Raw genomic sequence first — 26,509 nt, forward strand, 5'->3', positions numbered from 1 at the left:
ATAATTGCCTAAATTAAATCTGACCGCTAAAGGCAGGCGTTACTTTGCGGTCAATCCGTTCCCCCAGGTCTTCAGCAATTGTCAACTTATCTGGTTTACAACGTTTCACATTCACTTGTATTCCTTGTGCGCCTTCGAGTTCTAGGTCTTCTACATAGCCTTTGAGAGATAATTTGGCATCAGCAGAAGTCAGAAATGGGCCAAAGTAGTAAGTGCAACGGGGGTTGTGTGTTACAATCTCTACCCACCAAGCTAATCCGAGACTATTAAATGTATTGATTAAAGCTTCTTTCATGTTGTACCCGATGGTTGTCATGGTAGTTGCTGATCGATCAATCTGGTAGTGGTTTTTAGATACTACGCTGCTATTTTTATGGTTTACATTTCTTTATACTCTTTTGGGCTTGATTTTCAAAGAGGTTTTTGTAACTTATTCAGATACAAAGTGTTCAAAGAACGTTGGCGATAAACCTCGTAAAGTGCCATCCCAGCAGCAACTGAGGCATTTAGACTAGGAGTTTTTCCTTGTAAGGGAATTGACACCAAAACATCACAAGCACGTTGTGTTAACAAACTTAAACCTTCACCTTCTGAACCGATGACCAAAACTATAGGCCCGCTAAAACGCACTGTATGTATGGGTTCGCTACCTGTAGCAGCAGTGCCATAAATCCAAAAACCAGCTTCTTTGAGTTCTTCTAAAGCGCGACTGAGATTAATCACTCTAGCTACAGCAAAATTTTCTAAAGCTCCTGCTGCTACTTTTACCACTGTTGAGGTGATCCCCACAGCCCTTCTTTGAGGAATGACTAATCCTTGTGCGCCGATGGCTTCGGCTGTACGAATAATTGCGCCTAAGTTGTGGGGGTCAACGATTCCTTCTGCTACGACAATGACGGGATCATTAGTAACAGATTTTGCTTTGGCAATTAAGTCTGTTAATTCTAGATAAGAATAGGGTGCAATTTGCGCTGCAATACCTTGGTGATTAGCCCCTTCTGTAATTTGGTCTAAACGTTTAGGTTCTACTTCATCGATAACTGTGCCATGCTCTTTTGCTTGTAACAATAAATTGTGGAATCGGGGATCGTAGCGTAACCGAGATGTGACCCAAATTCGATTCAATTCGCGTTGACTTTCTAACGCACTTAAGACGGGATGACGACCATAGATTAAATCGCTGTCTTCAGCATTTTTAATAGCCGGAGATGGGAGTGAAATGTGCGGCTTAGAGTGCGAATTGTGAGGAATCTGATTATTTTGCTCTGCGGATTTAGCTTTGCGAATGGGATGACCCACACTCACAGTCTGATCACGATCGCCTGATTTGGCTTTACGAATGGGACTACCGACAAAACGCTTGCCTTTGATTTTCACAGTCCGCCCACGATTGGGTTCGCCAGATGTCTGGAGCTTTTTTGGTTTACTAGTCATAATTAGCTTTCAGTTTATTAGCTTAAAAAGTACGCATCTGAATTCTTGAAGGAGCTAAACCCAACACACCAATTTTTTACTCATCAGGTGAGATTGCTCAGTCTTGTTCGAGATGAAGTTTTTCTAACAATTCGGTTAATCTTGCTACGTCTGTCAGATACAGATAACCAATCAATGTTTCTAGGCTAGTTGCTTGTTGGTAAATTTCGGGAGCAAGGCGTTTAGGTCGTCCTGTAGAGGCGTTACGCCCCCGACGGACTATTTCTAGTTCGGCCTCCCTCAGATGAGGAATCAGCGATCGCAAATGTAGGGCTTGTGTTTCTGCTCTCACCTGAGCTACTACCAAACGGTGGTAAGCTTCTAGTCGCTGTAATGGCAATAGATAGAACATTCTAGCATAAAGCTCATATATTGCGTCTCCTAAATAAGCTAAAGCAGCAGGAGAAATTTGTCTTACTTGTGTTGGTGAAATCTCTTGGCGTAGTTGCGCCGCGTTGGCTAAACAGCTTTGAACCCAAGATAAATCAGATATGGGAGGTTCATCTTGGCTATCTACTGGCTCGTCCTCCTGGGGCTTCACAAATTCATCATTCCTTAACAAAATGCGCTTACAGGATTGGTTTTGCTTTAAAATACTTTAATTATCTTACGTAGCACAATATATACTATCAGGATTGCCCAATTAATTCTATCTTTTTCGTTGAGAGTTGGCACAGAGAAATTGGGGAGTAGGGAAGAGATAGTTTGTAGATGGGCGGTTCAATAAACGCCTACTATCTCCAAATAAGTAAGTCGGTGTAAATAATTATTGTGGGAATAAGGCAGGGGGCAGGGAGCAGGGAGAGAAAGCGTTTGAGCCTTATTTACTTTTTCTCACATAGTTTAGTTTTATTGCATCGACTTACTTAGAAGTAGGTAAAAGAATTCAAAAAAATAGGCAACAGGTAAGAAAAATCCTTTGTTGCCCCCAGCCCTATTCCCTACTCAATTTAAATATTTAAATTTTATTTATATCAATAATTTGCTGGCTTTTACACCTCTCCCACAAGGAGAGAGGTTAGCGTCCAGCTTTTATAAAAATTAAGCTATCCAATAGTTGATCTGGATAGCTAAATTTCCTCATAGGGTCAACCGTCAAGACTCTTGGATATTTTCTAGAGCCGCTTCCACTGTGGTTTGCAGAGAGAGAAATGTCTCTAGGCGAACGAGTTTGACCGTTTGAGTAACACGGGCATTTGTGACAATTTGCAAGGTGCCTTCAGCTGTGCGAGCCTGCTTGGCTAGCTTTACCAAGGCTCCCAAGCCAGAGCTATCAACAAAGTCAATTTTTGAGAGATCCAGAATAATGTGCTTTGGCCCCTCTTCAATTTTAGTACCCAGGACTTTGCTAAATGTCGGTTCCGAAAAAGCATCTAACAAACCTGTGAGGCGGAACAGCTGATAGTTATCCCGGGCTTCACGAGTGCCTCTCAGGCTTACAGTTAGATTAAGTTGCTCAGCAATAATTCCCTCCTCATAATTAAAGTGAACGCTCAAGTATAGATGGTTTTTATGCACATTGTCTACAACCTGCTGGGATAGCAGTGTAGAAGTAAAGCAAACAGGAAAAATTAAAAAGATTCCTTTTACTTTAGCTTTTTAAGCTTTGATTTTGGCAGTGACCATCGAGGACTTTTTATATTTTTACTTAACCGCAGCATTAAACTGTGCGTAGTGATCGCATTGCTTGGACAAATTGCTCAAATAGATAATCAGCATCATGGGGGCCGGGGCTGGCTTCGGGGTGATACTGTACCGAGAAGATGGGCAAAGATTTATGGCGGACACCAGCAACAGTGCGATCGTTTAAGTTGAGGTGGCTGATCTCAACTAATGTTTGGGGTAAAGTATCTGGGTTAATGGCAAAACTGTGATTTTGGCTGGTAATTTCGATCCGCCGTTGTAAACCCGCAGGCTGATTTAACCCCCGATGGCCAAATTTGAGTTTAAAGGTTTCTGCACCCAAGGCGTGACCTAAAATTTGGTGTCCCATACAAATACCAAACATGGGTTTTTGGCTTTCTAAGAGGGCTTTGACGGTTTCAATACCTTCTGTAACGGCAGAGGGATCGCCAGGGCCATTGGAAAGAAAGATGCCATCTGGGTTGTAACTAAGAATTTCTGCAACGGGTGTATTGACTGGGACAACAATTACGCGACAACCATAACTAGCCAACCGCCGCAAGATATTGCGCTTCACGCCAAAATCAATGGCGACAACTGTAAAGGTTTCTTGACCATTTGCCGTAGTTTCGGGGTTAAATTCCCATTCGGGAATAGTGGGTTCTGACCATTCATAAACTTGGGGTGTGCTGACTTCTTTGACGAGATTCAAGCCAGCCATATTAGGAAATGCTTGGACTTGTTCTAGCAGTTCGGCTTCATCCAAAATTTCTGTAGAAATTCCACCATTCATTGCGCCGAATATCCGAATTTTGCGGGTGAGGGCGCGGGTATCAATGCCGTAGATACCGGGAATTTGATTTTGTTTGAGGTAGTCGGGTAAAGATTGGGTCGATCGCCAGTTACTAGGTTTATGACAAATATTGCGAGCGATCGCACCTCGCACTTGCGGCCGCAATGATTCTTCATCTTCAGGATTAACGCCTGTGTTGCCCAATTCAGGATAGGTAAAAATGACAATTTGACCGCAGTAACTAGGGTCAGTCAAAACTTCTTGATAGCCAGTCATGCCAGTGTTAAACACCACTTCCCCGATTGTGGTTCCCGTCGCACCGAAAGACCAACCACGGTAAGCAGTGCCATCTGCCAAAACAAGTAGAGCGGGTATTGCGTCAGACAGGGACATAGGCGATAGATTAGGGATGGGGTAAGTATGAAGTCTGAAGTCTGAAGTCGGAAATATGAGATTTTTACTTCGACACTGCGTCTTCATCCTAAAAAAGTTTAAATCATCAAATGCAAAGTCTGATACTTCATAATTCATACTTCATACTTCATACTTCATAATTCTGAATGATTTTCCCAGGGTAATTCGGTGGCAGGAGTGGTTTTGCAGTTGTTTGGCTAGGTAAAATAGATATCAATTATGCTTCAGTCTTTTTTATCTCGTGCAGCCCTGATTTTTCTCGCAAGTGCTTTAACTGTTTTGGGTGTTGCCTGTAGTGAAAACAAACAGACTACTGAGACTGTTAGTAATCAACAATCTGTCATCACTGATAATTCTTCAGTACCGCAGCCTGTTGAGTCAGCAACCCCAGTCACCAGCCCAGAACCTGAAGTACTGCCACCGTCGGAGATTGAACCCGATTATTTTCAGTTGGGATTAGATAAAGCCGCAGGAGCCGTGAGTATTAGTCAATCGGCTCAATCGTTTGAGGATTGGGATTTAGTGGCGAATCAGTTTCAAGAGGCGATCGCTCTTATGGAACAAGTCAAGCGCCAAAGTCCTGATTATGTGTCGGCTCAAGGCAAAATTGTCGAATATCAGCGTAAGGTAACGTATGCGCGGCAAAAGGCGAATCCGAATTTGCCACAGCCATCAGCTGACAATCAAAACATCGTAGTGGCAGTTCCCCCGCCAAAAACTGTGGCTAAATTTGTGCCACAACAAACTGTCCCAACCAGACAACAGCCAGAACAGCGCGTTTTTTCCTCAACAGAAATTCTGCCACGGGAAAAAAATGTGTTTGTTGCGCCGATTAAACGCCGCGTGGGTGGTACGCCGATTGTGGAAGTCACTTTTAATGGTCAGCAGAAATTCGACATGATTGTAGATACAGGAGCCAGTGGCACTGTGATTACCCAGGAGATGGCGAATGTGTTAGGTATTATACCTGTAGGCAAAGCCAAGGCGAATACAGCGAGTTCTAGAGCTGTAGAATTTCCGGTGGGTTATGTTGATTCGATGGCAGTTAGCGGGGTAAGAGTGAATCGAGTGCCAGTAGCGATCGCTGGGACAGATTTAGAAACAGGCTTATTAGGACATGACTTTTTTGGTAATTACGATGTCACCATTAAGCGCAATGTTGTAGAATTCCGTCCCCAATCGCATTCTGAAGCTAATTCGATAGAAATTGAACTAGATCCTCCAACTTCTGCCACGGACTCCCGCTCTGTAGAATTTCCCTAGCCACACTCACGCCTTGAGCATGATCTAACAACGGAATCGCACCTGCAACCTGTAGAGCCAAGGAAGCATTTAAGGCTACAGCATCTTGTTGTGCTGTGGTTCCTTTGCCTTGCAGTACAGCTTTGAGAATTTCGGCATTTTCCTGGACATCGCCACCCTTGAGGGCATTTATAGACACAGGTGTTACACCCACCTCTTGGGGATTGAGCGTGGTTAACTGCACTTTGCCATCAGACAACACCGCTAAATCAGTTAAATCCCCCAGGCTGGCTTCATCAATTCTTTCCCGCCCGTGTAAAACGATCGCTTTTTGTTTGCCCAGATTATGTAAGGCTTGAGCCACAGTTTCTAAAAGTTTGGGTGTAAATAACCCCACCACTTGCCCCGTCGGACGCAAGGGATTAACTAACGGCCCCAGTAAGTTGAAAACAGTGCGAATCCTCAAATTGCGCCGCAATTGAGCCACCGCTTTTAAGGCTGGATGCCAACCGGGGGCAAATAAAAAGGTGATCCCGACTTCTTGCAAGGCGGCTTGGACTTTTTCGCTAGGTGCGCTTAAGTTAACACCCAATGCTTCTAAAACATCCGCGCTACCCGTCAGACTAGAGGCGGAACGATTGCCATGTTTGGCTACAGGGACACCATAAGCCGCCACCACAAAAGCCACCGCCGTGGAAATGTTGAAAGTCGATGAACCATCACCACCAGTTCCGCAAGTGTCAATGATAGTGCTGAGTGCTGAGTGCTGTACACTGAGCGAAGTCGAAGTGTGAGTGCTGAGTGCTTTGCCACTCCCAACTCCCGACTCCCGACTCCCCAAGCTTTGAGATTGTAAGACTTCAGCCATACCGGTTAATTCTTCGGCGGAAACGCCTTTAAAATTGAGGGCGGTTAAAATTGCTCCTGATAATTCTGGGGGAACAGCTTCACTCAGCCACCCTTGCATTAATTCCGCAGCTTGGGGGCGTGTCAAAGATTGACCGTCTATTAATTGCTGTAGCAGAATATACCAGCTTGTAGAAATTTCTGAGGAATTTGTCATAGCTAGGGTTTTAAGTGATGAAAATGCGATCGCCAAGGCTTGCTAAAAAGCGGACATGGCAGCTATCGTACCGGAAAATGAGCAGCTATCAAAGTTAGTTATTCATAGAATTTTCTCTATTTGATAGTTAGTAATGAATAATTCTTTCCCTTTCGCAGCACTATTTTGTTTGTAATTATTCATCCCATACTGTAATTCCCACTCATAAATATTCGCCCATTGAAAATTATCTCGAATTTGCGGAGAATTATCGTAAGTAATCAGCCAAGGTTGATGGCATTGTTTTAAGCTTTCAGCAAATCTTTGATGCTCAAAAGAGGTGTGTAAGTTTCCATCCTTACCATAGAGTCTAGATTTAGTAGCACTAAAATATGGCGGATCTAAAAATAAAAATACATTTTCACCTTTTTCATTTAACAAGTAACTATAATCTAAGTTAGTTATTTTTATGTCTGCTGTTAAAATAGACTCTAGCTTTTCTAAACGTTCTATTGATGAATATGTAAATCTTTTTTCAAAAGCTTCTTGAGAAAAACCACCGGATTCTATAGTACCAGAAAAAGTAATTCTATTAAGGATGAAAAACCGTATTGCTCTTTCTAAATAAGACAATTCTTTTACATCAATAGTAGTTAGTTCTGTGAATAATAACTTACCATCTGTATATTGATTTTTTATCCTGCGTATTTCTTGAACTAATAGAGATATATCAGATTGTGCAAGTTTCCAAAATAAGAATAGTTCTGGATTTAAATCATTAATCCAAATTTTTAAATCAGGATATATTTGCTTTAAATAAATGAATACAGAACCACCGCCAACAAAAGGTTCTCGAAATTCTGAAAAATTATCTGGTAAGTATTCAATAATCTGTTTTATCGCTTTAGATTTACCTCCAGGATAGCGGAGGGGACTTTTGAGCATAAGTAAAAAATCGCGCTTTGGCTTACAATATCTTTATATTTGTTGTAGAGAATAAATGTTTTTATGTCTCGTTCTGTTCCCTATCAACCGTTGTGGTTACGACTACTGCATGGCGTGAGTGGAATTTTTGCGATCGCCACTATCATCACTGGATTTCTAGTTTACAATACCTACGATGGCAGATTTGGGAAAATTCCATTTCCGCAAATTGGCGATATTCAAGGGATTCATGGCACTTTTGCCTTATTTTTCTTGATTATACTGCCAGCATTTGCACTTTACAGCTTTCATGCTGGCAATAGGCGACTTATCCAAGCTAATTCATGGGAACAACTGCGCCAAGTTGGTAAACCAATTTGGTGGGTGAGTTTGCAAAGACTAGCTAACACTCTCATGCTAATTGCTTCAGTTTTTTCCGTCATTTCTGGCAGGATGATGAAAGAAGAATGGCTTCCTGCTGGAGAAATTAATCATATTTGGTATACGCTACATCTTATCGCTTGGTGTGTGATAATCGGCTGTTTAGCTATTCATCTTTTAATGTCTATTAAAGTGGGTGGTGTGCCATTATTATTGTCTATGTTTTCTTTGCAGGTTCGCCCAGAAGATAGTCCAAATCAATGGGTTACTCGTTACCGTACTTGGTGGAGTAGCTTGCAAAATAATTTTGGCGAAAGATTTAATCAATTGTTAGATAATAATTTAAGTTCGAGAATTATTGAGGCGTTTGTATTGCTTGGAGTTGTTGTTGCATTTCTCCTACCTGTGTTTTTTTCGGAATAGTAATATTGTTTCTAACACCAAAAAAAAAATTAACCGCAGATGGACGCAGATAAACGCGGATGAATTTGTCTTCTAAGCAAGTAAAAATCGCTCTAATTTTGATTAAAAATCTTAGGCGTAGGTTGGGTGGAGGAACGGAACCCAACATTCACGCATACTTTGTTGGGTTTCGCTATCGCTGCACCCAACCTACTATTATTAATAGGTTCTGGATAATAAAACTTTTAATTCTCACGCAAAGGCGCAAAGACGCAAAGAGTATTTCCTTATTCTCTGTGTTCTCTGCGCCTCTGTGGTTCGTTTAAAATAATTCTATTAGCGTAATGAACGAAATATTACACGTCCGGGAAATTCTTCTTGATTAATGCGTGCATAAACTCGCAAGCAAGTTAAAACTTCTCCAGGAATACCGCCACAATTTAGCTGTAAATCATCTTTGGAAAAAGCACATATATCAGCATAAAGTCCTGAGAGTTGGCGAATTCTGACATTGTGTCCTGATTTATTGGCTTTGTCTGCAATTTTTTTTAAGGTTCGGCGTGATTCTTGTTGTAATTTTCCCCACCATGAATAGCGTTCAACGGGGGGAATGAATACTAAAGAATGTATGGCTTCATCTATATCAATCCATGCACGTACAATAGCTAAAATATCATTATTTTCTTCGGCTTTTTGGGTGCGGAGAAAGCGGTCTGTTAAGGCTTCTATATATTGTTGTTGTTGTTCTGGTTTAGAATTGAAAGGAATAATATCAAAGCTAAAAATACTTTTTAAGGCGTGATGTAAATCTGGTTCTATTTCTAGAAATTTGAGATATAAATTTAAAAAACCTGCGAGTAATTGTAAATCTTCCGATTCGGGAATGGGGAAAAATTTTGATTTTAAAAGTGCTTTTTGGGATAAACATAACCCCTGAATATTCACACTACCTTTGAGTCCAGGGTAAATGATTTCATCTCTGATAAAGGGAAGTTGGTAGAAATTAGAATCATCTTCTACTGCACCAATTTCTTGAGCTAAATCTAAGGTGCGTTGTTGCCAAAATGCAGCTAAATCATCAGGTATTCGTAGCAATTTACGGTGAATTTCATGCCATAAATCAGCATCAGTTTGGCTTTGTAAGGTTGCATCACCTAAATATAAACTGAGTTCTGAGTCAGCATTCCAAGCATCACGCAGATGATTTAGTTTTAACTCATTTGAAGATTGGATAATCGTCGTTTCTTCTTGATGTGGAGGCTGCAACAAATCTCGGATTTCTTGCAGCAATTCTGCACAAATTTCAGTACCAGGATCATCGGGTAATTCTGTATAGGCTTGGTTTAATGCAGCTTCTAGTCCATACAGGCTACACCGCAATAACCTGGCTAATTCTGAGTTTTCTGTTTCTAATAGTTGACGTAGATGCTGCATGGTGAGTGTGGGTTGGCATTATTTTAAACTGCGCCTTTGCGCCTACCCTGCGGGAAGCCGCTACAGCGTCTATGCGCGAAACAATTAATTATTAATGTATCCCACAGAAAGGATCGCGTTCTTTATCGACTTCGTTAGGTTGCAATTCTAATTCCGCACGATAAACACAACCTTCTTGTTTTAAACATTCTTGACTTGTGGATGTCCAGTAGGGAACTTCGCCGGGGTGCATTCGCAAAATACCTTTGTTGTCGAGGGTGACGCGATATTGACAAGGGTAGTCTGTGGTGACGGATGGTTTACTGAGTGAACCGATACGTATCCATTTTTTTCTGTTAGTTTCGGTGTCAGTTTGATAGACGTAAAATGTATGTTGTCCAGTGTAAGGAAAGGGTGGTAAGGGATTACTAATTAAACCTTTTCCTGGTTGGGGTGAACCGTCGCGGAGATAATGAAATTCGTGTAGAGATTGGTTATCATTTGAGTCGATTTCAAAGACTAAATGATAGGCGTTTGGTTGATCTACGGTTGCTGACTCGATGACATTGACTGCAATATCACCATCGGTTAAGTCTTTATTTGGCCGTTCTACGGCGATGTTCCATTTTAGTTTACCGTCGGCAAATAATGATGTTTCGGAAGCTGCTAATATGGCGGAACCGACATCAATACCGGGAACATCAATTAAATAATGGGGATTTCCTTGACATAATAAAACGCTAAATTGTAATGTCTGGTCAATTTCAAATTGCACTTTGATTTTTTTGAGAAACTCCGCTTCTTCCATCCCTAATTTTTCCATGAGATGTTTACCGTCGAAACTTCCCCATAGTCTTAAATCACCGTCTTCGTAATCTTGGCGGTAAATAATATTAGTTAACTGGATACCTTGCCAAGCTGTACGCACTTTAGCGACTGTTTCTAAAGGTGCAATTTGATGCAGTTCTTGTCCGGCTTTGAAGATGGGTAGTAGTTCGTTGCTTTGGGTTTTACGTTTGAAGTTGCAAGGTAAGTAATAAAATAGATTTTTAACGTCAATTTCTAATTGATTTGCACCTTTTTGTAGCAGTGCTTTTGATTCTTCAGGGTCAAATCTGAGTCGGCGTAATTTTTCGGCGTAACACGCACCTGCGGAGGTGGCGAGTTTAGTAAATTCTAAGACAAAGGTGATGCGTTCTGGGTTCCAAACGAAGTAGGGAGACTTGCTAAATTCTTGGTAAATATGGCGTTGTACTAAGTCGAGATTGCAAGTTTTTCCTGAGAGAATTAACCAGTCAACTTTGTGAGTATTCCAAGCGTCGATGGTGTTATCGTCTGAACGTAGACGGCTTTCCATTAAGCCTTTGGCAATACCAATAGCTTCTTTGATGGCGGAGGTGGCGACACGTTCAAATTGTTGATTATCTAGGGTGACGGCAATATTATCGGGGTTGTGAATTTGATATTTAATTGCGCTTTGAGTGAGAAGTTCGGCAATTTGTTGTTCAGAGATTGTAAAGGTTAAAAGTGAATTATCGGCTGGTAATTTTTGTCCAAGTTTGAGTTTGGCGGCTTCTGCATAATCCCACAGTGTGTAGAAGGTTTGTAAGCGTTGGGGTGCTTGTTGCCAACGGGTTGGTAGGACTTTTTCGGCTGTATCTAAGGCATCTTTATAAGCTGTATCACCTTCGGGGTTTTCTCTATCTAAGCATTTTAATAAACTGCCTATTTTGAATTTTCCTTGGTCGAGAAAACGCTCGTTTAATTCGGAACTAATTAAGTCTTCGAGTTTTTCGCTGTCGATATCACCACGGGTAACTGCTGTTAAGAGAAAATCTGCGATTGCAACTTTTAATAACCTAAATACTCGCAGGGTAATTAATTCGCCACCGAGTTGTAAATGTCCCGATGAACCTAATAGTTTGGGCGTTAATTTATAATATCTGCCGCCTAAGCCTCGGTCTTCATTATTGGCAAAGAAGGGGGTTTTATCTTCTAAGGTTAATTCAATTAATGCTAAGTCTGTTGTACCACCACCAATATCTAAAACTAATACATTTTGTGACCATTTATTGCCATCGCGGCGACAACGGGTTTTAAAAGATTCAATCCCAATATTTAAATTACCACCAAATTCTCGCCATAGAAAAAATATCGCTACCGAAACAGCTTCATCGTAAGCTGTTTGCACATCATCAATACCTAATTGTTCAACTAATTGCTTAACTTCTTTGCGAACTACTGGTGGTGCAACGGTGGGATAGGTAACAACTGCGGTTAACAGTTCACCTTCAGAAAATCTGCGTCTGGCGCGTTGGCGATAATCTTCGGTTAAATCAATTAAATGCGCCCAAGCTGCTTGAATTAATTGGTTAACATTAATATTAATTTCGGTATCATTTAACATTACAGGGAATGTTTTATTCTGCCCAAAATATCGCTTTGGTGAATGATGAAACCGACTGATAATTTCTTTTAAAGAACTGCTAGTACCTTGGGCTATTGCTTTTTTTCGATTATCTCTTGCTTCTCGCCCCATTTTCAGCTTTAATACTTCTAAGTTGGCAATTTCTAACTCGCTGGGAATTTCGCTATCGCGGCGGTCAATATCCAGAACTACGGGAATTAAATTTTGCGATTCTAAGGTGGGAACGCGAAAAACTTCGTGATAAATTTGATATAATTTCTTACTAGCGGCGCGTTGAAATTTTTCGCTATTACCTAAAGATAATTCGATTTGGCGAATTGCTTCTAAAAATCTTTCTCTGTTATCACTTTCAAAGATTTCGCTTAAACGGCTGGATTCGATTTCTAAGTTTTTACTAATATCAATAATAAATTTTTGCCACTCAACTTCGCTGATATCTGGTAGTGCTTCGGAAGCGGGAGAATTGAGCCATTGCGACAGGCGATCGCGCAATCTTAATTCCTGTTCCCGTGGTAAAATTTCGGCAATAGGGATTTCTATCGGGTCGAACAAAGTCACTGTAGAGTTCGACGTACCAAAATCTAAAGCAAACCATCCCGGAAATCTTTTGACTGGTTGATAGTTAACTGGTTCTTCCGGCGGGTTCGGTAGTGACTCAGAATTCATAATTTGCGCTTCAGCAGTAGATGGTGTCCATAAATAACAAACAGCCTGAACTTGTCGCGGTTCAGATAATACTGGTTCCCCTGAAAAGTCAGAATCAAAATATTCAACAATTACTTGTAAGGTACAGTTGATTGGTTCGGTTAAAGGTTTGTCTAATTTACAAGGATATTGTTCTAGTTGTCCGATTTGGGAAATTTTTGGGGTGACAGCATCAAAGGGTTTATATGCTTTTTGAATTTGGGTGATTAGTTCGCTGGGTGTGCCTTTAACGGAGAAGTTAATTCGGGCAATATGGGGTACATTATTACCAATAGCGACTAGTTGAATTGTGGGAAGTTCTAAATATTCGTTGTCGTTAACTTGAACTTGAAAGCGTGGAGGGAGGCGAATTTCTACTGGCATTTTTTAGTTCCTTTCTTTTATTTCGCGCAAAGGCGCAAAGGCGCAAAGAAGATATCAATTCGTTAGTAACCAGGAATATCTAAATCAGAAGTGGTGGCGATTTCTGCGAGAATATTTAACCAAGTGGGAATAGCAAGTTTTGGTGGTGAGTCGCCAGCAGCAAGGTATCTCAGCAATGCTTCTTTTTTAGAAATATTTTGCAGGGTGGGAATAATTTGGTCTAAAATGCCTTCGATTTCTGAGTTGACTTGTTGATTTACTTCGCTGACATACTGCACTAAATGTAAACTGGCACTGGCAGTAATTTCATCACGCAAACGTAATACTAACATTTGATGATGGCTGGCTCTGGGTGAATTTTGATTTCGTTCGGGAGACCAATCAAATATTTGACCAATGTTGTGTTTTTCGTCTTGGCGCGCGAGGGGAAATATCAATTCGGGGGCAATTTCTTTGTCTTTACTATTCAGTTCTGCGAGAATAGCTTCTTTCCATTGATTTGGGTCAGAACCTAACAGTAATTTATAAAATAAGTCGGCTTCTTCTCCACCAAAACCTATCTCAATTTCTTGTTCCATTTCTGGGGAGAGAAGAGATTTGAGATAGTCCCGTGCTTCGGCTACTTGATTGGAGAGTTTATTTAATAAATCTACCACTGCTTGCCGAATGCGATCGCGGGCAAATATCTCGACTTCTTGGACAGTTTTTTCAAAGGTGGGGTAGAAATCATCGCTTTTAGTTGGCAAAGCATGATTAGTTCTATTTCCTCTTTCAAATAACTTACCGGCTGCACCTTTGCTTTCGGCGATAGTAATAGCACCGTTGTTGGCTTTGTTAAATAACAAAGTCCACTGGTTCCAGTTGACGATTTTAAAGGTGAGTTCGTCTTTCACTACTTCACTCACGACAGTTCCGCGACGGTCTTTGAGTGGTTCTTTGCCTAATTCTTTTTGGAAATTCCGGTAGGTTTTATCTAAACTATCAATGGCATGACGCAAATCAATTAATGTCGGACTATCGAGTGTTGGTATGCCTTGTTCGTGAATTTCGGCGATGATATTTTTGAGGTTTTCTTGTTGTTGACGGAGACTTTCAGCCGCGCGACGGGTGTCTTCATACAGTTGTTTGAGTCCGTGCATAGCAACGTGATTTTGAATTAACTCGCGCAGTTTGGCAATACCGCCATCTTGAGCAAAGTAACCTAATTGTCTCCCCAGTTGACTACGTGCATCCGAGTCTAATAGTCTTTCGCTGAGGCGAGTCCATTTTTGCTGCAAACGTTTTGAGGTTTCCAGGTAATTGGGATAATCTAAGTTAGATAAAAATTCTGGCGAACCAGCTTTGACACTACTGGAACGTTTGGCTAATTCTGCTAGTCCCAACAAAGGGGATAACAACACAATACGGTCTTTTTGAGTGGTGAATGCACTCGCGCCATCAATAGTTGTTTGCAGAACTCTGAGTTTTTTGAGAACAGCATCCTCAGATAAAGGCGTGTTGGCGATGTTCTCAGCAATGAATTGATCGAGTTCTCGTTCGCCGCCTTCACTTTCTAGAGGTAGTTGGTCAAAACGACCGACACCAACCAAAATCAAATCTTTCAGGTCTTGTCCTGGACGCTGTTGCTGCATCATGGTGAAAATTTTGTGAGCGCGATCGCTCCCCGGTGATTTACCATTGAGCAAGATTAAAATTGTCTGGACTTCCGCCAACTCTCGCAGCGATAAAAATGTGTCCCTCGCGCCGGAGTTCGCCGCACCCAAACCCGGAAAATCTAACAAAATAAATTCCGAAGCATCGGTAACATCCCAAATTTCCCGCGAAATTTTCACTTCAATATCAACGCGACGAATTAAGGGGAAGCTATTTTGTAATAACTTTGATGCTAATTTATGCGGTGGACTGGGTAAGCGGATATGTGCTGGCGGTAAGTCTGTAAACCGGAAAGTTTGGATAGCCATTGGCTGTTCTGGCAGCTGTAAACCTTCCTGGGCTGTGGCATGATCAATTTGATAGCGTCCACCACACATCGCCTCACCATAGGAAGCGTAAGCACGCACAAATAACACCAACTCCCGCAGCAAATAGCGCAACTCTAAATTATTACTTTGGTTCCATGCTTGCTCACACCAAGCCAGAATTTCTTTACCAGAGTTTAACTGTGCCAGTTGTACAGGTACAAGTCCGGCAGCAGCAGAACGGCGACTTGCTTCTGCTAACATAAACCGCAAACACTCTTTCACCCCTTCGTGAGATAGATACTCCACCGTAAAATTGCCGACTTGGGTTGTGGCAAATTCATCTTGGGCAACGAGGTGAATGGCTGTAACATTCCCTGTAGTTGGGTTTTCGTTGACTGGTAAAGCATCGGCATAGCCAATTAAACTGCCCAAAAGTAAGGTTTTACCACTACTAAATTCTCCCATCACGCCAATTTTGACTGGTGAAGTGGCAAGTTCTATGGTTTTTTCCGCAGTTTCTCTCAGACGCGCCAGACATTCATCTAGGCTAGTGGGAACCCAGTCTTCTTGTTGAGAAGGATACTGCGGTACAGAGTTAATTTTCTGGAGTATAAATTCACCGTATTGTTTAAAATACGCTAGTTTTTCAAGTTCCATAAATTAGGGGTGATTAAAGATAAAATTTATGTGAGTTTTATAACACAGAAATTGCTAGTAGTAGGCGGAGATTTATGGTCAACACCTGGGTATAGCGATAGGATTTTTAGGTAAATAGTTATTTATTCTTAACAAGACCTTGATTACAGGATTTTTTGTCAAAATCAGGACTGAAACAAAAATTTTCCAAAAACATAAGACAACAGCTTAACAGCCTGCTGCCAGATAGATGTCAATAACTCTAAAAATTTTTATAATTTGTTTGATTTTATTCCCCGCAAATTTCATCCTGAGAATTCTTTAGTAAATACTTAATTCTGGTTTTGTTGTATAAATTGTATTTGTGAAGATAAATTACAAATTTGACACAAAAAAGTAAATTTACTGAATTAAGTCAGAGTAGGACTGAATTTGTATATATCTCGTAAGTAGGGGAATTTACAAAAAATTAAATATAGTAATTGAAAGTTTAAGCATAATTAATTTTTATACTATTTAAATTGTGCTAAATTCTTATTTACTTAAATAAATACTTGCAAAGTGTATTGTTACACTCTGTAAGCAAACCAACAGCTGAAATGATACTTAATAATGTCATAACAGCATAATGTTATTGCGTGATTTTTTGGACAAAAATTTAACAATTAATTATTTTATTGAATCAAAAATCTAATTCCACATGAATTAATTGAGGAAGAGACCCATCTTTTTCTTAAAAAATTCTTTATATAGATAAAAATGTGGATGATTTTTGCTAATTAACAAGTATAAAGAGCGAAAATTTATGGATGATATCTTCCAATCTATTCAGATGCTTATCATCTATAAGTCAAGCCAAAGCTCAGTTGGATAGTTTGAAAGACTTGATCGGTAGTCAAGCCTCATTTGTCAGTCTTGGCAGAAGATTAATCTCTATATAATAGGTAGGTAAAAGTGTTCTCTAAAAGGGTGCAAAATTTAAATCATAAAATTGATGAGAGTCTGCATACAGTCCCCAGAAAAGACAAAAAAAATTCAGGCGATCGCAATTTTAAAAAACTGATCTTAACAGATCATCATCGGCAAGAGTTAGAACAAGAAATTGAAAATCAAAAAATCGAATTAAATCAGACACACCAAAAACTCCAAACAGAAATTGCGAAAAGACAAGAATTAGAAGCAAAGCTACAGCAACAAACAGCTGAAATGCAAGCTAATTGGGGTGTATTAGCTGATGGTTATTTCCGCATCAATGCTGCCTGCATCATTTTAGATTATCACCTAGGCAAAAGCATCAATTTACTGCACAATTTTGCCTCATGTCAGGGAAATTCCCTACTCCACTACTTACCAGAAAAGATCAGATTACGGTTTCAACAGTCAATCTATCAAGTTATTCAAACCCAATCGTTGGTCAATTTTACATATACCTTGCAATCTGCCCAAGGTCGGACTCACGTTGAAGTGCGATTATTACCTTCAGAATTAGAAATTATTGTGTTAATGCGCGATGTGACTTACATCGTCCAAAGTGCTTTTATTCAATGTGACGATCAATTTCGTAGCATTGTCGAAAATGCCAATAATATTATTTTGACCCTGACTCCGGAAGGCTTTTTTTCTTACGTATCGCCTAACTGGACTAATATTTTAGGTCATGAGATAGCCGAAGTGGAAGGTAAGCATTTTGTTTCTTTTTTACATGAGGAAGATATTCCCAACTGTATTGAATATTTCAACCAAGTTTTCACCACAGGCCAGCAGCAAGAAGCTATAGAATACCGGATTCAACATAAAGATAATACTTGGTGTTGGCATAGCTGCTACTCATCAGCCATCAAAGATGCGAGTGGCAAAGTCGTCTATTTTTTAGGAATTTGTAAAGACATTACAGCTAGTAAACAAGCAGAAATCAGACGACAAGCTACAGAAAATGCTTTAAGAAAATCTGAAGCTAAGTTTAGAGCAAAAGCCCAGCAGTTAGAAGAAGCCCTATTAAAACTCCAACAAACTCAGTCACAACTCATCCAATCAGAAAAAATGTCCAGTTTAGGACAGTTAGTTGCGGGTATCGCCCATGAAATCAATAATCCCGTGAACTTCATCTATGGCAATGTCAAACACGCCAACGATTATGTCCATGATTTACTGTACCTACTAGAACTGTATCAACAGCATTCCTCGCCGCTCGCGCCAGAAATTCGAGAACAAATTCACGCCATTGATTTAGATTTTATCCGTCAAGATTTGCCCAAAATATTAGATTCGATGAATACAGGTTCCGAGCGAATTCGTCAAATTGTGCTATCTTTGCGAAATTTCTCGCGTCTTGACGAAGAAGGTATGAAATTGGTAAATATCCACGAGGGTATTGATAACGCTTTGTTACTCTTACAAAATCGCCTCAAAGCTAAACCAGACTCTCCCGCAATTCAGGTAATTAAAGAGTATGGCAATTTACCAAAAATCAGATGCAACCCTGGACAGATGAATCAGGTGTTCATGAACCTGTTAACTAATGCGATTGATGCCTTGACAGAAGCGAAAATTACTCATCCGCAAATTCGCATTTCTACTTGCTTACAAGCAGGCGATCGCGTCATGATTTCTGTGGTAGATAATGGGCCGGGAATGAATGAAAAAGTCCGCAAACGCATATTTGACCCATTTTTCACTACCAAACCAGTAGGTAAAGGTACTGGTATGGGCTTATCCATTAGCTATCAGGTCGTTGTCAAAAAACATGGTGGAGAATTACATTGTAATTCTGAACCTGGCCAGGGAGCAGCTTTTACCGTTTTGATTCCTGCACTAGCAGTTGAAGGCGAGTCAGGGGTATAGATGTGTATTTTCAGATTAACTCTGAAACATCAAGAGGATATTAACTCAACACTTTGCTATAACCATGTCGTTGAACAGAGGTGTAAATGCTACATTAATTAAGCGTGTTTGTCCCAGTAAAAAATTAATATCATGCTCCAATTATGAGCATCTACCAATCCCTGAAAAAACCTTACAGAAGAGACCGTTGGCGGAACAATGACTGGCGGTTATTTTTGCGTTTAGTTCCCTATGCTCGTCGTAAAAGCAGATTGTTGACGTTGGCAATGTTACTGCTCGTGCCTATTGCCCTGACGAATGCCATACAACCACTGCTGATTGGACAGGCTATCTCTTTAATTCGCAACGAACCAAGTACTTATGAGTTTCTCAGGAATCGCCCAATGTGGCAAGGGCTAAATATCCTTGAGGGATTAATCTTGGTGTCAATTCTGGTGCGTATGGTCTTTACGGCTATTCAAGGCTACGTCTTACAAAAGATTGGGCAGAGCATCACAGCCGGAATTCGTGAAGATTTATTTCGTCATGTCACATCCTTAGCGGTGCGCTTTTTTGACCGTACCCCCGTAGGCAAATTAATTACCCGACTCACCAGTGATGTTGAAATTTTGGGTGATGTGTTTTCTACTGGGGCAATTGGCATAGTCTCCGATATATTTTCGATGGTGATGATTGTCGGGATTATGTTGTCTATCCAGTGGGAATTGGCTGGGTTGTTGTTGTTAATTTTGTTACCAATTACTTGGTTGATTATTCTGTTTCAGCAACAATATCGCAAAGCCAATTACAAAGCGCGCGAAGAACTATCAATCTTAAATTCGCAGCTACAAGAAAACATTGTGGGAATTAATGTAGTGCAGTTATTTAGGCGAGAAACAATTAATGCTCAGTTGTTTCGCAACACTAACGAACACTACGTTAAGCAAATGGATCAAACCATATTTTATGATTCTGCGGTATCAGCCACTTTAGAATGGATTGGCTTAGTTGCGATCGCTGGTGTATTGTGGGTAGGTGGTTGGTTACTTTTGGGACAAAGCTTGACATTTGGGATATTATCTGCATTTGTTTTGTATGCCCAACGTTTATTCGATCCCTTACGGGATTTTGCGGAGAAATTTACGGTAATTCAAGCTGGCTTTACGGCGATTGAACGGATTAACGATATTTTAGAAGAACCCATAGAAATCCGCGATCGCAACAATCAACGCTTCTCTGTTTTTGATCACACCTTCGGCTATATTGACGAAATCATTGCGGAGATGGAATCACAAAATTTCAACGCTGTGCCAGAATTAGGCGAAATTCGCTTTGAACACGTCTGGTTTGCCTACAAAGACGATGATTTTGTCATTAAAGATTTAGACTTTGTGATTCGCCCTGGCGAAAAAGTCGCCTTAGTCGGCCCCACAGGTGCAGGTAAAAGTTCGATTATTCGCCTATTGTGTCGTCTTTATGAACCAACCCAAGGACGAATTTACATTGATGGTGTAGATATTCGAGAAGTACCACAGGCAGACTTACGTCGCTATATGGCAGTAATTTTACAAGAAGGCTTTTTATTTGCTGGCGATGTGAAAAGCAATATCACCTTGGGAGACCAGTACACCTTTGAAGAAATTCAGTTAGCAGCCGAAAACACTAACATTGCTCAATTTATTGAAGAATTACCCCAAGGCTATAATACGCAACTGCGAGAACGCGGCACTAATATATCCAGTGGTCAAAAACAACTGTTAGCCTTTGCCCGTGCTGCCATTCGCAACCCGCAAATTTTAGTATTAGATGAAGCCACCGCTAGCTTAGATGTAAATACGGAAGCTTTAATTCAGCAGGCACTCAATCAGTTAATGGTAAAACGCACCGCGATTATTATTGCTCACCGCTTATCAACAATTCGCAACGTAGACCGCATTTTTGTCTTAAAGCGAGGTGAATTAATCGAACAAGGCAGCCATGAAGAACTATTGCAACAAGGGGGAATGTACGCAACTTTGCACAACTTACAAATGTTAGGCAGTTCGTAATTTTGGGGAATGCAGAATCGTTTAAGCTGTGAGTGTAGTTTTAACTTGACCAAAACGGCGATCGCGTTTTTGGTAACTTAATAGTGCTTGATGAAATGCCTCACGATCAAAGTCTGGCCAAAAAATATCGGTAAAATACATTTCTGTATAGGCCAATTGCCATAACAGAAAGTTGCTTAACCGCATTTCCCCACTAGTGCGAATCAGCAAATCTGGTTCTCTCATCCCTGCTGTGTATAAATACTGTGCCACTAAATTTTCATTTACATCTTCAGGGTTGAGTTCTCCCTGTTGTGCTAGTTGGGTGAGTTGACGACAAACTCGCACAATTTCATCACGGCTACCATAGTTAACGGCCACAATAAAATGAATGGCTTGATTTTTGGATGTTTCAGCCATAATCAACCGCATTTGCGTTTGCAAAGAATCAGATAAACTTGACAAATCACCGATAAAGGAAATTCTCACCCCTTCTTGCTGCATTTGGGCAAACTCCCGTTGCAGCAGTTTTTCAAACAACAGCATCAAAAAATCGACTTCTTCCGTCGGTCTTCGCCAGTTCTCCGTCGAGAAAGCATAAGCCGTCAGTGCTTTAATTCCCCAATCTTTGCAACAACGTAATAACTCTTTGAGAGTTTTAGCACCTTGGCGATGTCCGGCAATGCGTGGTAATCCTCGTTGAGTTGCCCATCTACCATTACCATCCATAATCACAGCTACGTGTTGGGGTAAATATTCGGGGTTTAAGTCGGCAGGTAAATTATTTGTCATTGGTCACACAATTTTAGATTGGAGATTAAGAAACTATTAGTCAAAAGCAATAGATTTAGAGCAAGATTTTTGTGAAATGGTATTCCTTCCAAACACAGTGCTTAAATACTCTGGTGTGAGGCTGTTGTGCCACACCCAAAGGCGGCGCATAGTCTGAGTGAAAGTAAAAATTAAAGTTGCTTTGTTGGTGAGTGACCAAGCACTCCAGTTGAGAGTAGCCATCATCCGCCGCAGAGTCCGGATAAGGTTATTACGTTGATAATTTGCCGATCGCGTTTTGATTAAAGTCTTTCCTACCCGCACCAAAGAAGTATCAGGAAAAGCCCAAACCCCAAATCCCCAAAACTTAGTCATGTGGTTGATTTCGTCTTGGAGTAGTTCTGCGAGAACATCTTGCAGTGCGCCTGTACTATATGCCATCAACCACAAATAAAGACAAGTTGCACCGTATTCCGTCGCTACTCGGTGTAAGCCATGACGATACAAATCTTCGTAGGGGTCATCTGTAGGGAGATAACCTCTGACGGTGCGGAATTTTGGCGTAATTTTCTCTTGTGCGAGTTGGGTGTAAACCTTAATTAAAGCTGGCGTGTGCTGACGTTCTTCCTTTTCCCACAAACCCAGTTCTAGTAATTCGCCATCACCATCAACTGTTCCACCGACAAACCGCGCCATTGGGGGATGCAACTTTTCTAAATATTGGCGACTGGTTTGTGTGTAACCACGAATCGGGGCTTCTGTATCCATCGCACCTATAAGGATGGATAAAAAGACCTCTGCATTGATCCCGATAATTTGATCGCGGTTGATTTGTTGCCAGTCGATGATTTTCCAGGGACGTGGTTGGGGATTTTGCCACTGTACAGGTAAATCTTGCAAGCGATTGTGTAGCTTTTCGACAGCTAGATAATCGTCTATCAAAGCAGAGATGCGGTACTGTGTTGGCAAATAGCCAGTCTGGTTATGGTTTTCACTCTTTAAATCTTCTGCTTTTGGAGTTAGGGTATTGAGCATTTTTTGATACATATGATTTTAGCTCTCTGCCCAATAGGTTAAGCGATCGCACTTGCCTTTGTCAGTCGGTGAAAGTCGGTAGTTTGATATTAAGTAGTAGGAATAGTCTGGTAAAAAGTGGGATGAGATGAGTGTGTTAAATTGAGTTACAAATTCAATACTTATATTGAGGTTGAGTAATTAATAGCAAAATTTACCACAGCTAGAGGAATCGGGTTTGGTAAAGCTGCACCAAACTCTCTTTCATTCCTCTCTCTTTGCGTCCTACCCTGCGGGAAGCCCTGACGCTCGAAGACTCGCTACCGCTTCGCTAACGGGTTCAGCAGTGAGGGAGTCGGGGAACCCGCCCAACGCACTGCTTCACCGCTATCGCGTCTATGCGTACTTTGCGGTTAGTTTTTTATTCAGCGCAACTTCATGCAGAATTAGTATCAGCAATTAGGGCTTGTGCAAAAAATCAATAACAGAACCTACCTTGACGGCGACAGGTTTGAACCACTGTCAACAAATTGGCAGTATGTTGAAACCGCTCCATCGAACAGGAACCACCACTAACTTTACGTTTAGTGACAGCTAAACGCAGCGAGCGTTCGGCTTGATTGTTATCAGGAGGAACTTCAGGATTATCCAGGAAATAACACCATTTATGAGCCTTGTCGCGTAAAGAACGTAAAAGCTGGTCGGCAGTAGCTCCTGCCTTATCAATCCATTGATCAATTGAGGATTGCAACTTAGCTTTGAATTTATTGACCTAATTATTGTAACTGGCGAACTCAAGAGTCTGGAACCATTGAGCATGGTGTCTAAAAGCTTCATCAATTAAATCAACAAAAGCTTCACCAATAGCTTGGTTGTGAAGACCAGGAAGCTGAATTAACTTTTTGAAGTGACGGCGTAGATGCGCTAAACATTTTTGTTGGGCAAAAGCTTGATAGCCTTGTGATACTCCACCTCAACTGTCCCCTTTGTCAATACTCTGCCACCTGAATCTTTACAACTTTTGTAAATGATATTGTAACTTTAAGAGTCAAAGATTGCTGATACTAAGTTACTCTAATTAGCAATACTACATATCACATTTTTTGTGTGATTAAAATCATCTGCCAAAAAAATCTTTAACCGTAATATTTATGGACTAACTATGCAGCATAAATGTAGGAGCTAGCTGTATATTTCAACTAAAACCACTTCCAAGCTCAGGTATATATTTTTTGAGATTCATGGAGTGACAAAATTTATGACATCGACCATAACTTATATATACGATGCGGCTGGCAACCTAATAGCCGAAAACAGCGATTACAACAGTGATGGAATAATAGATACAGCGATTAACTACACATATAGAAAGACATCCTACAGCATTGACTCCAACGGTGATGGCAAAGCTGAGTATGTAGAACTCTACACATATGATGTTAAAGGTAACGTAACATCCGAGAGCTTTGACGGAAAATTACAAGGTAGAAATCCTTTAGACGTAGGTTATGATGCTGACGGTCTAATTGATAGAATCACAACCTATACATATGATGGCAACGGCAACCTCATATCCGAAAGCTATGATACTGACGGCGACGGCAAAGCTGATTCTAGTAAAACCTATACATATAATACTAACGCCAAAAGGACATCTGAAAGCTATGATACTGACGGCGACGGCAAAGCTGATTCTAGTAAAACCTATACATATGATGGCAACGGCAACCTCATATCCGAAAGCTATGATACCAACGCCGATGGCATAGCTAATTCTATTAACACCTATACGTATGATGCTAACAATAATAGGACATCCTATATCATTGACTCCAACGGCGACGGCACACCTGATTATGTTACCACCTATACATATGATGCCAACGGCAACTTAATATCTGAAAGCTTTGACTACAACGGCGATGGCAAAGTTGATTCTGTTAACACCTTTACATACGATGCCAACGGCAACTTAATATCTGAAAGCTTTGATAACAACGGCGATGGCAAAGCTGATTCTGCTTATACCTATACATATGATGCCAACGGCAATAAGACATCTGAAAGCTATGACAGCAACATGGATGGGAAGCCTGAGTATATAGAAACCTCTACGTATGATGCTAACGGTCAATTAACTTCTTACAGTCGGGACTATGATGGTGACGGCAAAGCTGATTCTATTAGCATCTATACAAATGATCCAAACAGTAACACAAGCACCATTAGCTTTGACACTAATGGCGACGGCTTAGTAGATTCTACTTACATCACAACTACTACCTATGACACCAGCGGCAACAAAATAGTTACTTCAACTTCCTCTGCTGCTGATGGCACTATAGAGCTGATCGAAACCTATGTATATGATGCCAACGACAGATTTATATCTACTACCCTTGACTTCTATGGAGATGGCACCATTGAATATTTCGCAACAGTTACATATGATGCCAACGGTAACGAGATATCCTCTAGCAATGATTATAACGATGATGGCATAGCTGATAGAATTACAACCTATACCTATGGACGAGCATCTGCCAGCTATGACACAAACAATGATGGTGTCATTGATAAAACTGCCAGCTATGCCTATGATTTAGAAGGCAAGTTGATCTTAGAGAAAATTGATCTAAATCTTGATGGCATCACCGATAAATTAATCAGCTACTTATACGATGCCAATGGCAAAATAAGTACACAGCTAGTTGATAAAAATAATGATGGCAGCATTGATGAATCAACTAGTTATAACTACGATATTAATGGCAGACTGAGTGCTGAGATCTTAGACAAAAATAATGATGGAGTGGCTGACACCGTTACCAGCTACAACTATGATACAAATGGCAAACTGATTTCAGCAGACATAGATAACAACAGTAATGGCACTACAGATGCAGTTGTTAAATATTCTTACAATGAACAAGGTCAACTTATAAGCCAAACGACAGAAGATAAGTTTGTTGCAGGCAAATGCTTATTTGGTGGCAATGGTAACGATGAACTATTTGGTGATGCTGGTAACGATAAGATTATTGGCAAAAACGGTAATGACACGTTAGTTGGTAAAGCTGGCAACGACAAACTCATTGGCGGTAACGTTAAAGATCGACTAGTTGGCGGTGCGGGTGGCGACAGCCTCACAGGTGGCCGGGGTGCTGATACATTTGTTTACACTAGTCTAAGTGATTCGCTATTATCTAAACGCGATGTAATTACTGACCTGCAAATTGGTATAGATAAGATTGATAGCATTAATGCTGTGTCAGCGGCAAACTTGATACAACTTGGTTCTGTTGCAAGTTTGAAGTTATCAGATATACAATCTGTACTTACTAGTAGTGCTTTTGTAGCCAAAGGCGCAGCTACTTTTACGCTTGGTAGCGGGAAACAAGAGCAGACTTTTTTGGCACTTAATGATGATGTCAATGGATTTTCTGCGTTGACTGATGCTGTGGTGGAAATTACAGGATATAAAGGTAATTTAGCTAATCTTGCGGTTGTTTAATTTTAAATAAAGATTAGTTAAGTATTACTGCTCTAACTTTTGATTTAAAAATAACTCAGGCTTAACTAGAATCTTAAGCAAGGCAGGTGTGAGCAGAGAAATTGGTATATGGAGAGTAAAACCATTACTCCCTCAAAGTCTTTACCAGCCAACTCCACAATTTGTTTGAGTCTGGATTTGCCGCCCTTTTGCGAGCTCAGTGTGGAGTAAGTGCAGAACAGAATACCTTGGGTGAACCCGATTGGCTCACCCAGCTTGATATTACTGAGGTCAAGAATGTCTTTTTCATTGCCTCCTAAAGCACATCAGTCTCTACGTGCATCTTCAATTAATGCGGCACTTTTGGATACCCAGATAGCTAATTGCTGACTCTAATAATTTTCAGTCTTGCCCTTCTTTACTTCCACAATATTAGATCTGAATCCTTACCATAATTCTTTTGATATGGGACTTATAATACCAATTAAAAATGAAGCTGCATATAATGGAGAAAAGCAAACTTGGTAAGTTAACCCAACCATGAGCCGTCCATTTAAAATTGCGATCGCCGAGAGTGAAGAGGA

The 26,509-nt window shown here is 40.6% G+C and carries 17 protein-coding genes and 2 pseudogenes; 5 read left to right on the forward strand and 14 right to left on the reverse strand.

The window, feature by feature from the left end:
- Positions 1-13 precede the first annotated feature (13 nt).
- From H6G69_RS25130 to carA, 5 genes are all read right to left on the reverse strand, one after another.
- Positions 14-316: a DUF1816 domain-containing protein gene (locus H6G69_RS25130; RefSeq protein WP_190691842.1), complete on the reverse strand. Its 303-nt coding sequence runs from the start codon at positions 314-316 to the stop codon at positions 14-16.
- Between the two features lie 95 nt (positions 317-411).
- Positions 412-1,434, reverse strand: coding sequence for a 23S rRNA (guanosine(2251)-2'-O)-methyltransferase RlmB (rlmB, locus tag H6G69_RS25135; RefSeq protein ID WP_190691843.1), 1,023 nt, complete (start codon positions 1,432-1,434; stop codon positions 412-414).
- A gap of 97 nt (positions 1,435-1,531) precedes the next feature.
- Positions 1,532-2,014, reverse strand: a complete 483-nt coding sequence (locus H6G69_RS25140) for a ribonuclease III domain-containing protein (protein WP_190691844.1) — start codon at positions 2,012-2,014, stop codon at positions 1,532-1,534.
- 554 nt (positions 2,015-2,568) lie between these two features.
- Complete coding sequence (locus tag H6G69_RS25145) at positions 2,569-2,970, reverse strand: STAS domain-containing protein (RefSeq protein ID WP_190691862.1); 402 nt, start codon at positions 2,968-2,970, stop codon at positions 2,569-2,571.
- 163 nt (positions 2,971-3,133) lie between these two features.
- Positions 3,134-4,282, reverse strand: a complete 1,149-nt coding sequence (carA, locus tag H6G69_RS25150; RefSeq protein ID WP_190691845.1) for a glutamine-hydrolyzing carbamoyl-phosphate synthase small subunit — start codon at positions 4,280-4,282, stop codon at positions 3,134-3,136.
- 240 nt (positions 4,283-4,522) lie between these two features.
- Here carA and H6G69_RS25155 point away from each other — a divergent pair, with 240 nt between their 5' ends.
- Positions 4,523-5,566 carry a TIGR02281 family clan AA aspartic protease gene (locus H6G69_RS25155; protein WP_190691846.1) on the forward strand — a complete coding sequence of 348 codons (1,044 nt, stop codon included), beginning with the start codon at positions 4,523-4,525 and terminating at the stop codon, positions 5,564-5,566.
- On the opposite strand, the gene trpD is transcribed toward H6G69_RS25155, so the two are convergent.
- Both trpD and H6G69_RS25165 read right to left on the reverse strand, forming a co-directional pair.
- Positions 5,496-6,608, reverse strand: coding sequence for an anthranilate phosphoribosyltransferase (gene trpD / locus H6G69_RS25160; RefSeq protein ID WP_190691847.1), 1,113 nt, complete (start codon positions 6,606-6,608; stop codon positions 5,496-5,498). The two genes, H6G69_RS25155 and trpD, sit on opposite strands and share 71 nt — an antisense overlap.
- A gap of 102 nt (positions 6,609-6,710) precedes the next feature.
- Positions 6,711-7,532 (reverse strand): DNA adenine methylase, encoded by an 822-nt coding sequence (locus tag H6G69_RS25165; RefSeq protein WP_190691848.1) that lies wholly within the window; start codon positions 7,530-7,532, stop codon positions 6,711-6,713.
- A gap of 63 nt (positions 7,533-7,595) precedes the next feature.
- Here H6G69_RS25165 and H6G69_RS25170 point away from each other — a divergent pair, with 63 nt between their 5' ends.
- Positions 7,596-8,315, forward strand: a complete 720-nt coding sequence (locus H6G69_RS25170; RefSeq protein WP_190691849.1) for a cytochrome b/b6 domain-containing protein — start codon at positions 7,596-7,598, stop codon at positions 8,313-8,315.
- A gap of 315 nt (positions 8,316-8,630) precedes the next feature.
- On the opposite strand, the gene H6G69_RS25175 is transcribed toward H6G69_RS25170, so the two are convergent.
- The 3 genes from H6G69_RS25175 to H6G69_RS25185 form a co-directional block, all read right to left on the reverse strand.
- The gene (locus tag H6G69_RS25175; RefSeq protein ID WP_190691850.1) at positions 8,631-9,728 is read right to left on the reverse strand and encodes a hypothetical protein; all 1,098 of its coding nucleotides are present in this window, start codon (positions 9,726-9,728) and stop codon (positions 8,631-8,633) included.
- 91 nt (positions 9,729-9,819) lie between these two features.
- Positions 9,820-13,203: a virulence factor SrfB gene (locus tag H6G69_RS25180; protein ID WP_190691851.1), complete on the reverse strand. Its 3,384-nt coding sequence runs from the start codon at positions 13,201-13,203 to the stop codon at positions 9,820-9,822.
- 62 nt (positions 13,204-13,265) lie between these two features.
- Complete coding sequence (locus H6G69_RS25185) at positions 13,266-15,821, reverse strand: proteasome protein (RefSeq protein ID WP_190691852.1); 2,556 nt, start codon at positions 15,819-15,821, stop codon at positions 13,266-13,268.
- 933 nt (positions 15,822-16,754) lie between these two features.
- Between H6G69_RS25185 and H6G69_RS25190 the strand changes: the two genes are divergently transcribed.
- The gene (locus tag H6G69_RS25190; RefSeq protein ID WP_313951990.1) at positions 16,755-18,641 is read left to right on the forward strand and encodes an ATP-binding protein; all 1,887 of its coding nucleotides are present in this window, start codon (positions 16,755-16,757) and stop codon (positions 18,639-18,641) included.
- A 143-nt stretch (positions 18,642-18,784) separates the two neighbouring features.
- Complete coding sequence (locus H6G69_RS25195; RefSeq protein WP_190691853.1) at positions 18,785-20,668, forward strand: ABC transporter ATP-binding protein; 1,884 nt, start codon at positions 18,785-18,787, stop codon at positions 20,666-20,668.
- Between the two features lie 21 nt (positions 20,669-20,689).
- Here the strand turns inward: H6G69_RS25195 and H6G69_RS25200 are convergent, their stop codons facing one another.
- The 3 genes and pseudogenes from H6G69_RS25200 to H6G69_RS25210 all read right to left on the reverse strand — a co-directional run.
- Positions 20,690-21,439: an isoprenyl transferase gene (locus tag H6G69_RS25200; RefSeq protein WP_190691854.1), complete on the reverse strand. Its 750-nt coding sequence runs from the start codon at positions 21,437-21,439 to the stop codon at positions 20,690-20,692.
- A gap of 36 nt (positions 21,440-21,475) precedes the next feature.
- Complete coding sequence (locus tag H6G69_RS25205; RefSeq protein WP_190691855.1) at positions 21,476-22,453, reverse strand: ferritin-like domain-containing protein; 978 nt, start codon at positions 22,451-22,453, stop codon at positions 21,476-21,478.
- 460 nt (positions 22,454-22,913) lie between these two features.
- Positions 22,914-23,399: pseudogene (locus H6G69_RS25210) on the reverse strand (transposase); the annotation flags it as partial.
- A 291-nt stretch (positions 23,400-23,690) separates the two neighbouring features.
- Between H6G69_RS25210 and H6G69_RS25215 the strand changes: the two are divergent.
- Complete coding sequence (locus H6G69_RS25215; RefSeq protein ID WP_190691856.1) at positions 23,691-25,946, forward strand: bluetail domain-containing putative surface protein; 2,256 nt, start codon at positions 23,691-23,693, stop codon at positions 25,944-25,946.
- 65 nt (positions 25,947-26,011) lie between these two features.
- On the opposite strand, the pseudogene H6G69_RS34125 reads toward H6G69_RS25215, so the two are convergent.
- Positions 26,012-26,236, reverse strand: a pseudogene (locus tag H6G69_RS34125) (strawberry notch-like NTP hydrolase domain-containing protein); the annotation flags it as partial.
- Positions 26,237-26,509 lie beyond the last annotated feature (273 nt).

The organism is Nostoc sp. FACHB-110 (genome assembly GCF_014697425.1).
In the GTDB taxonomy this organism is placed as follows: domain Bacteria; phylum Cyanobacteriota; class Cyanobacteriia; order Cyanobacteriales; family Nostocaceae; genus Nostoc_B.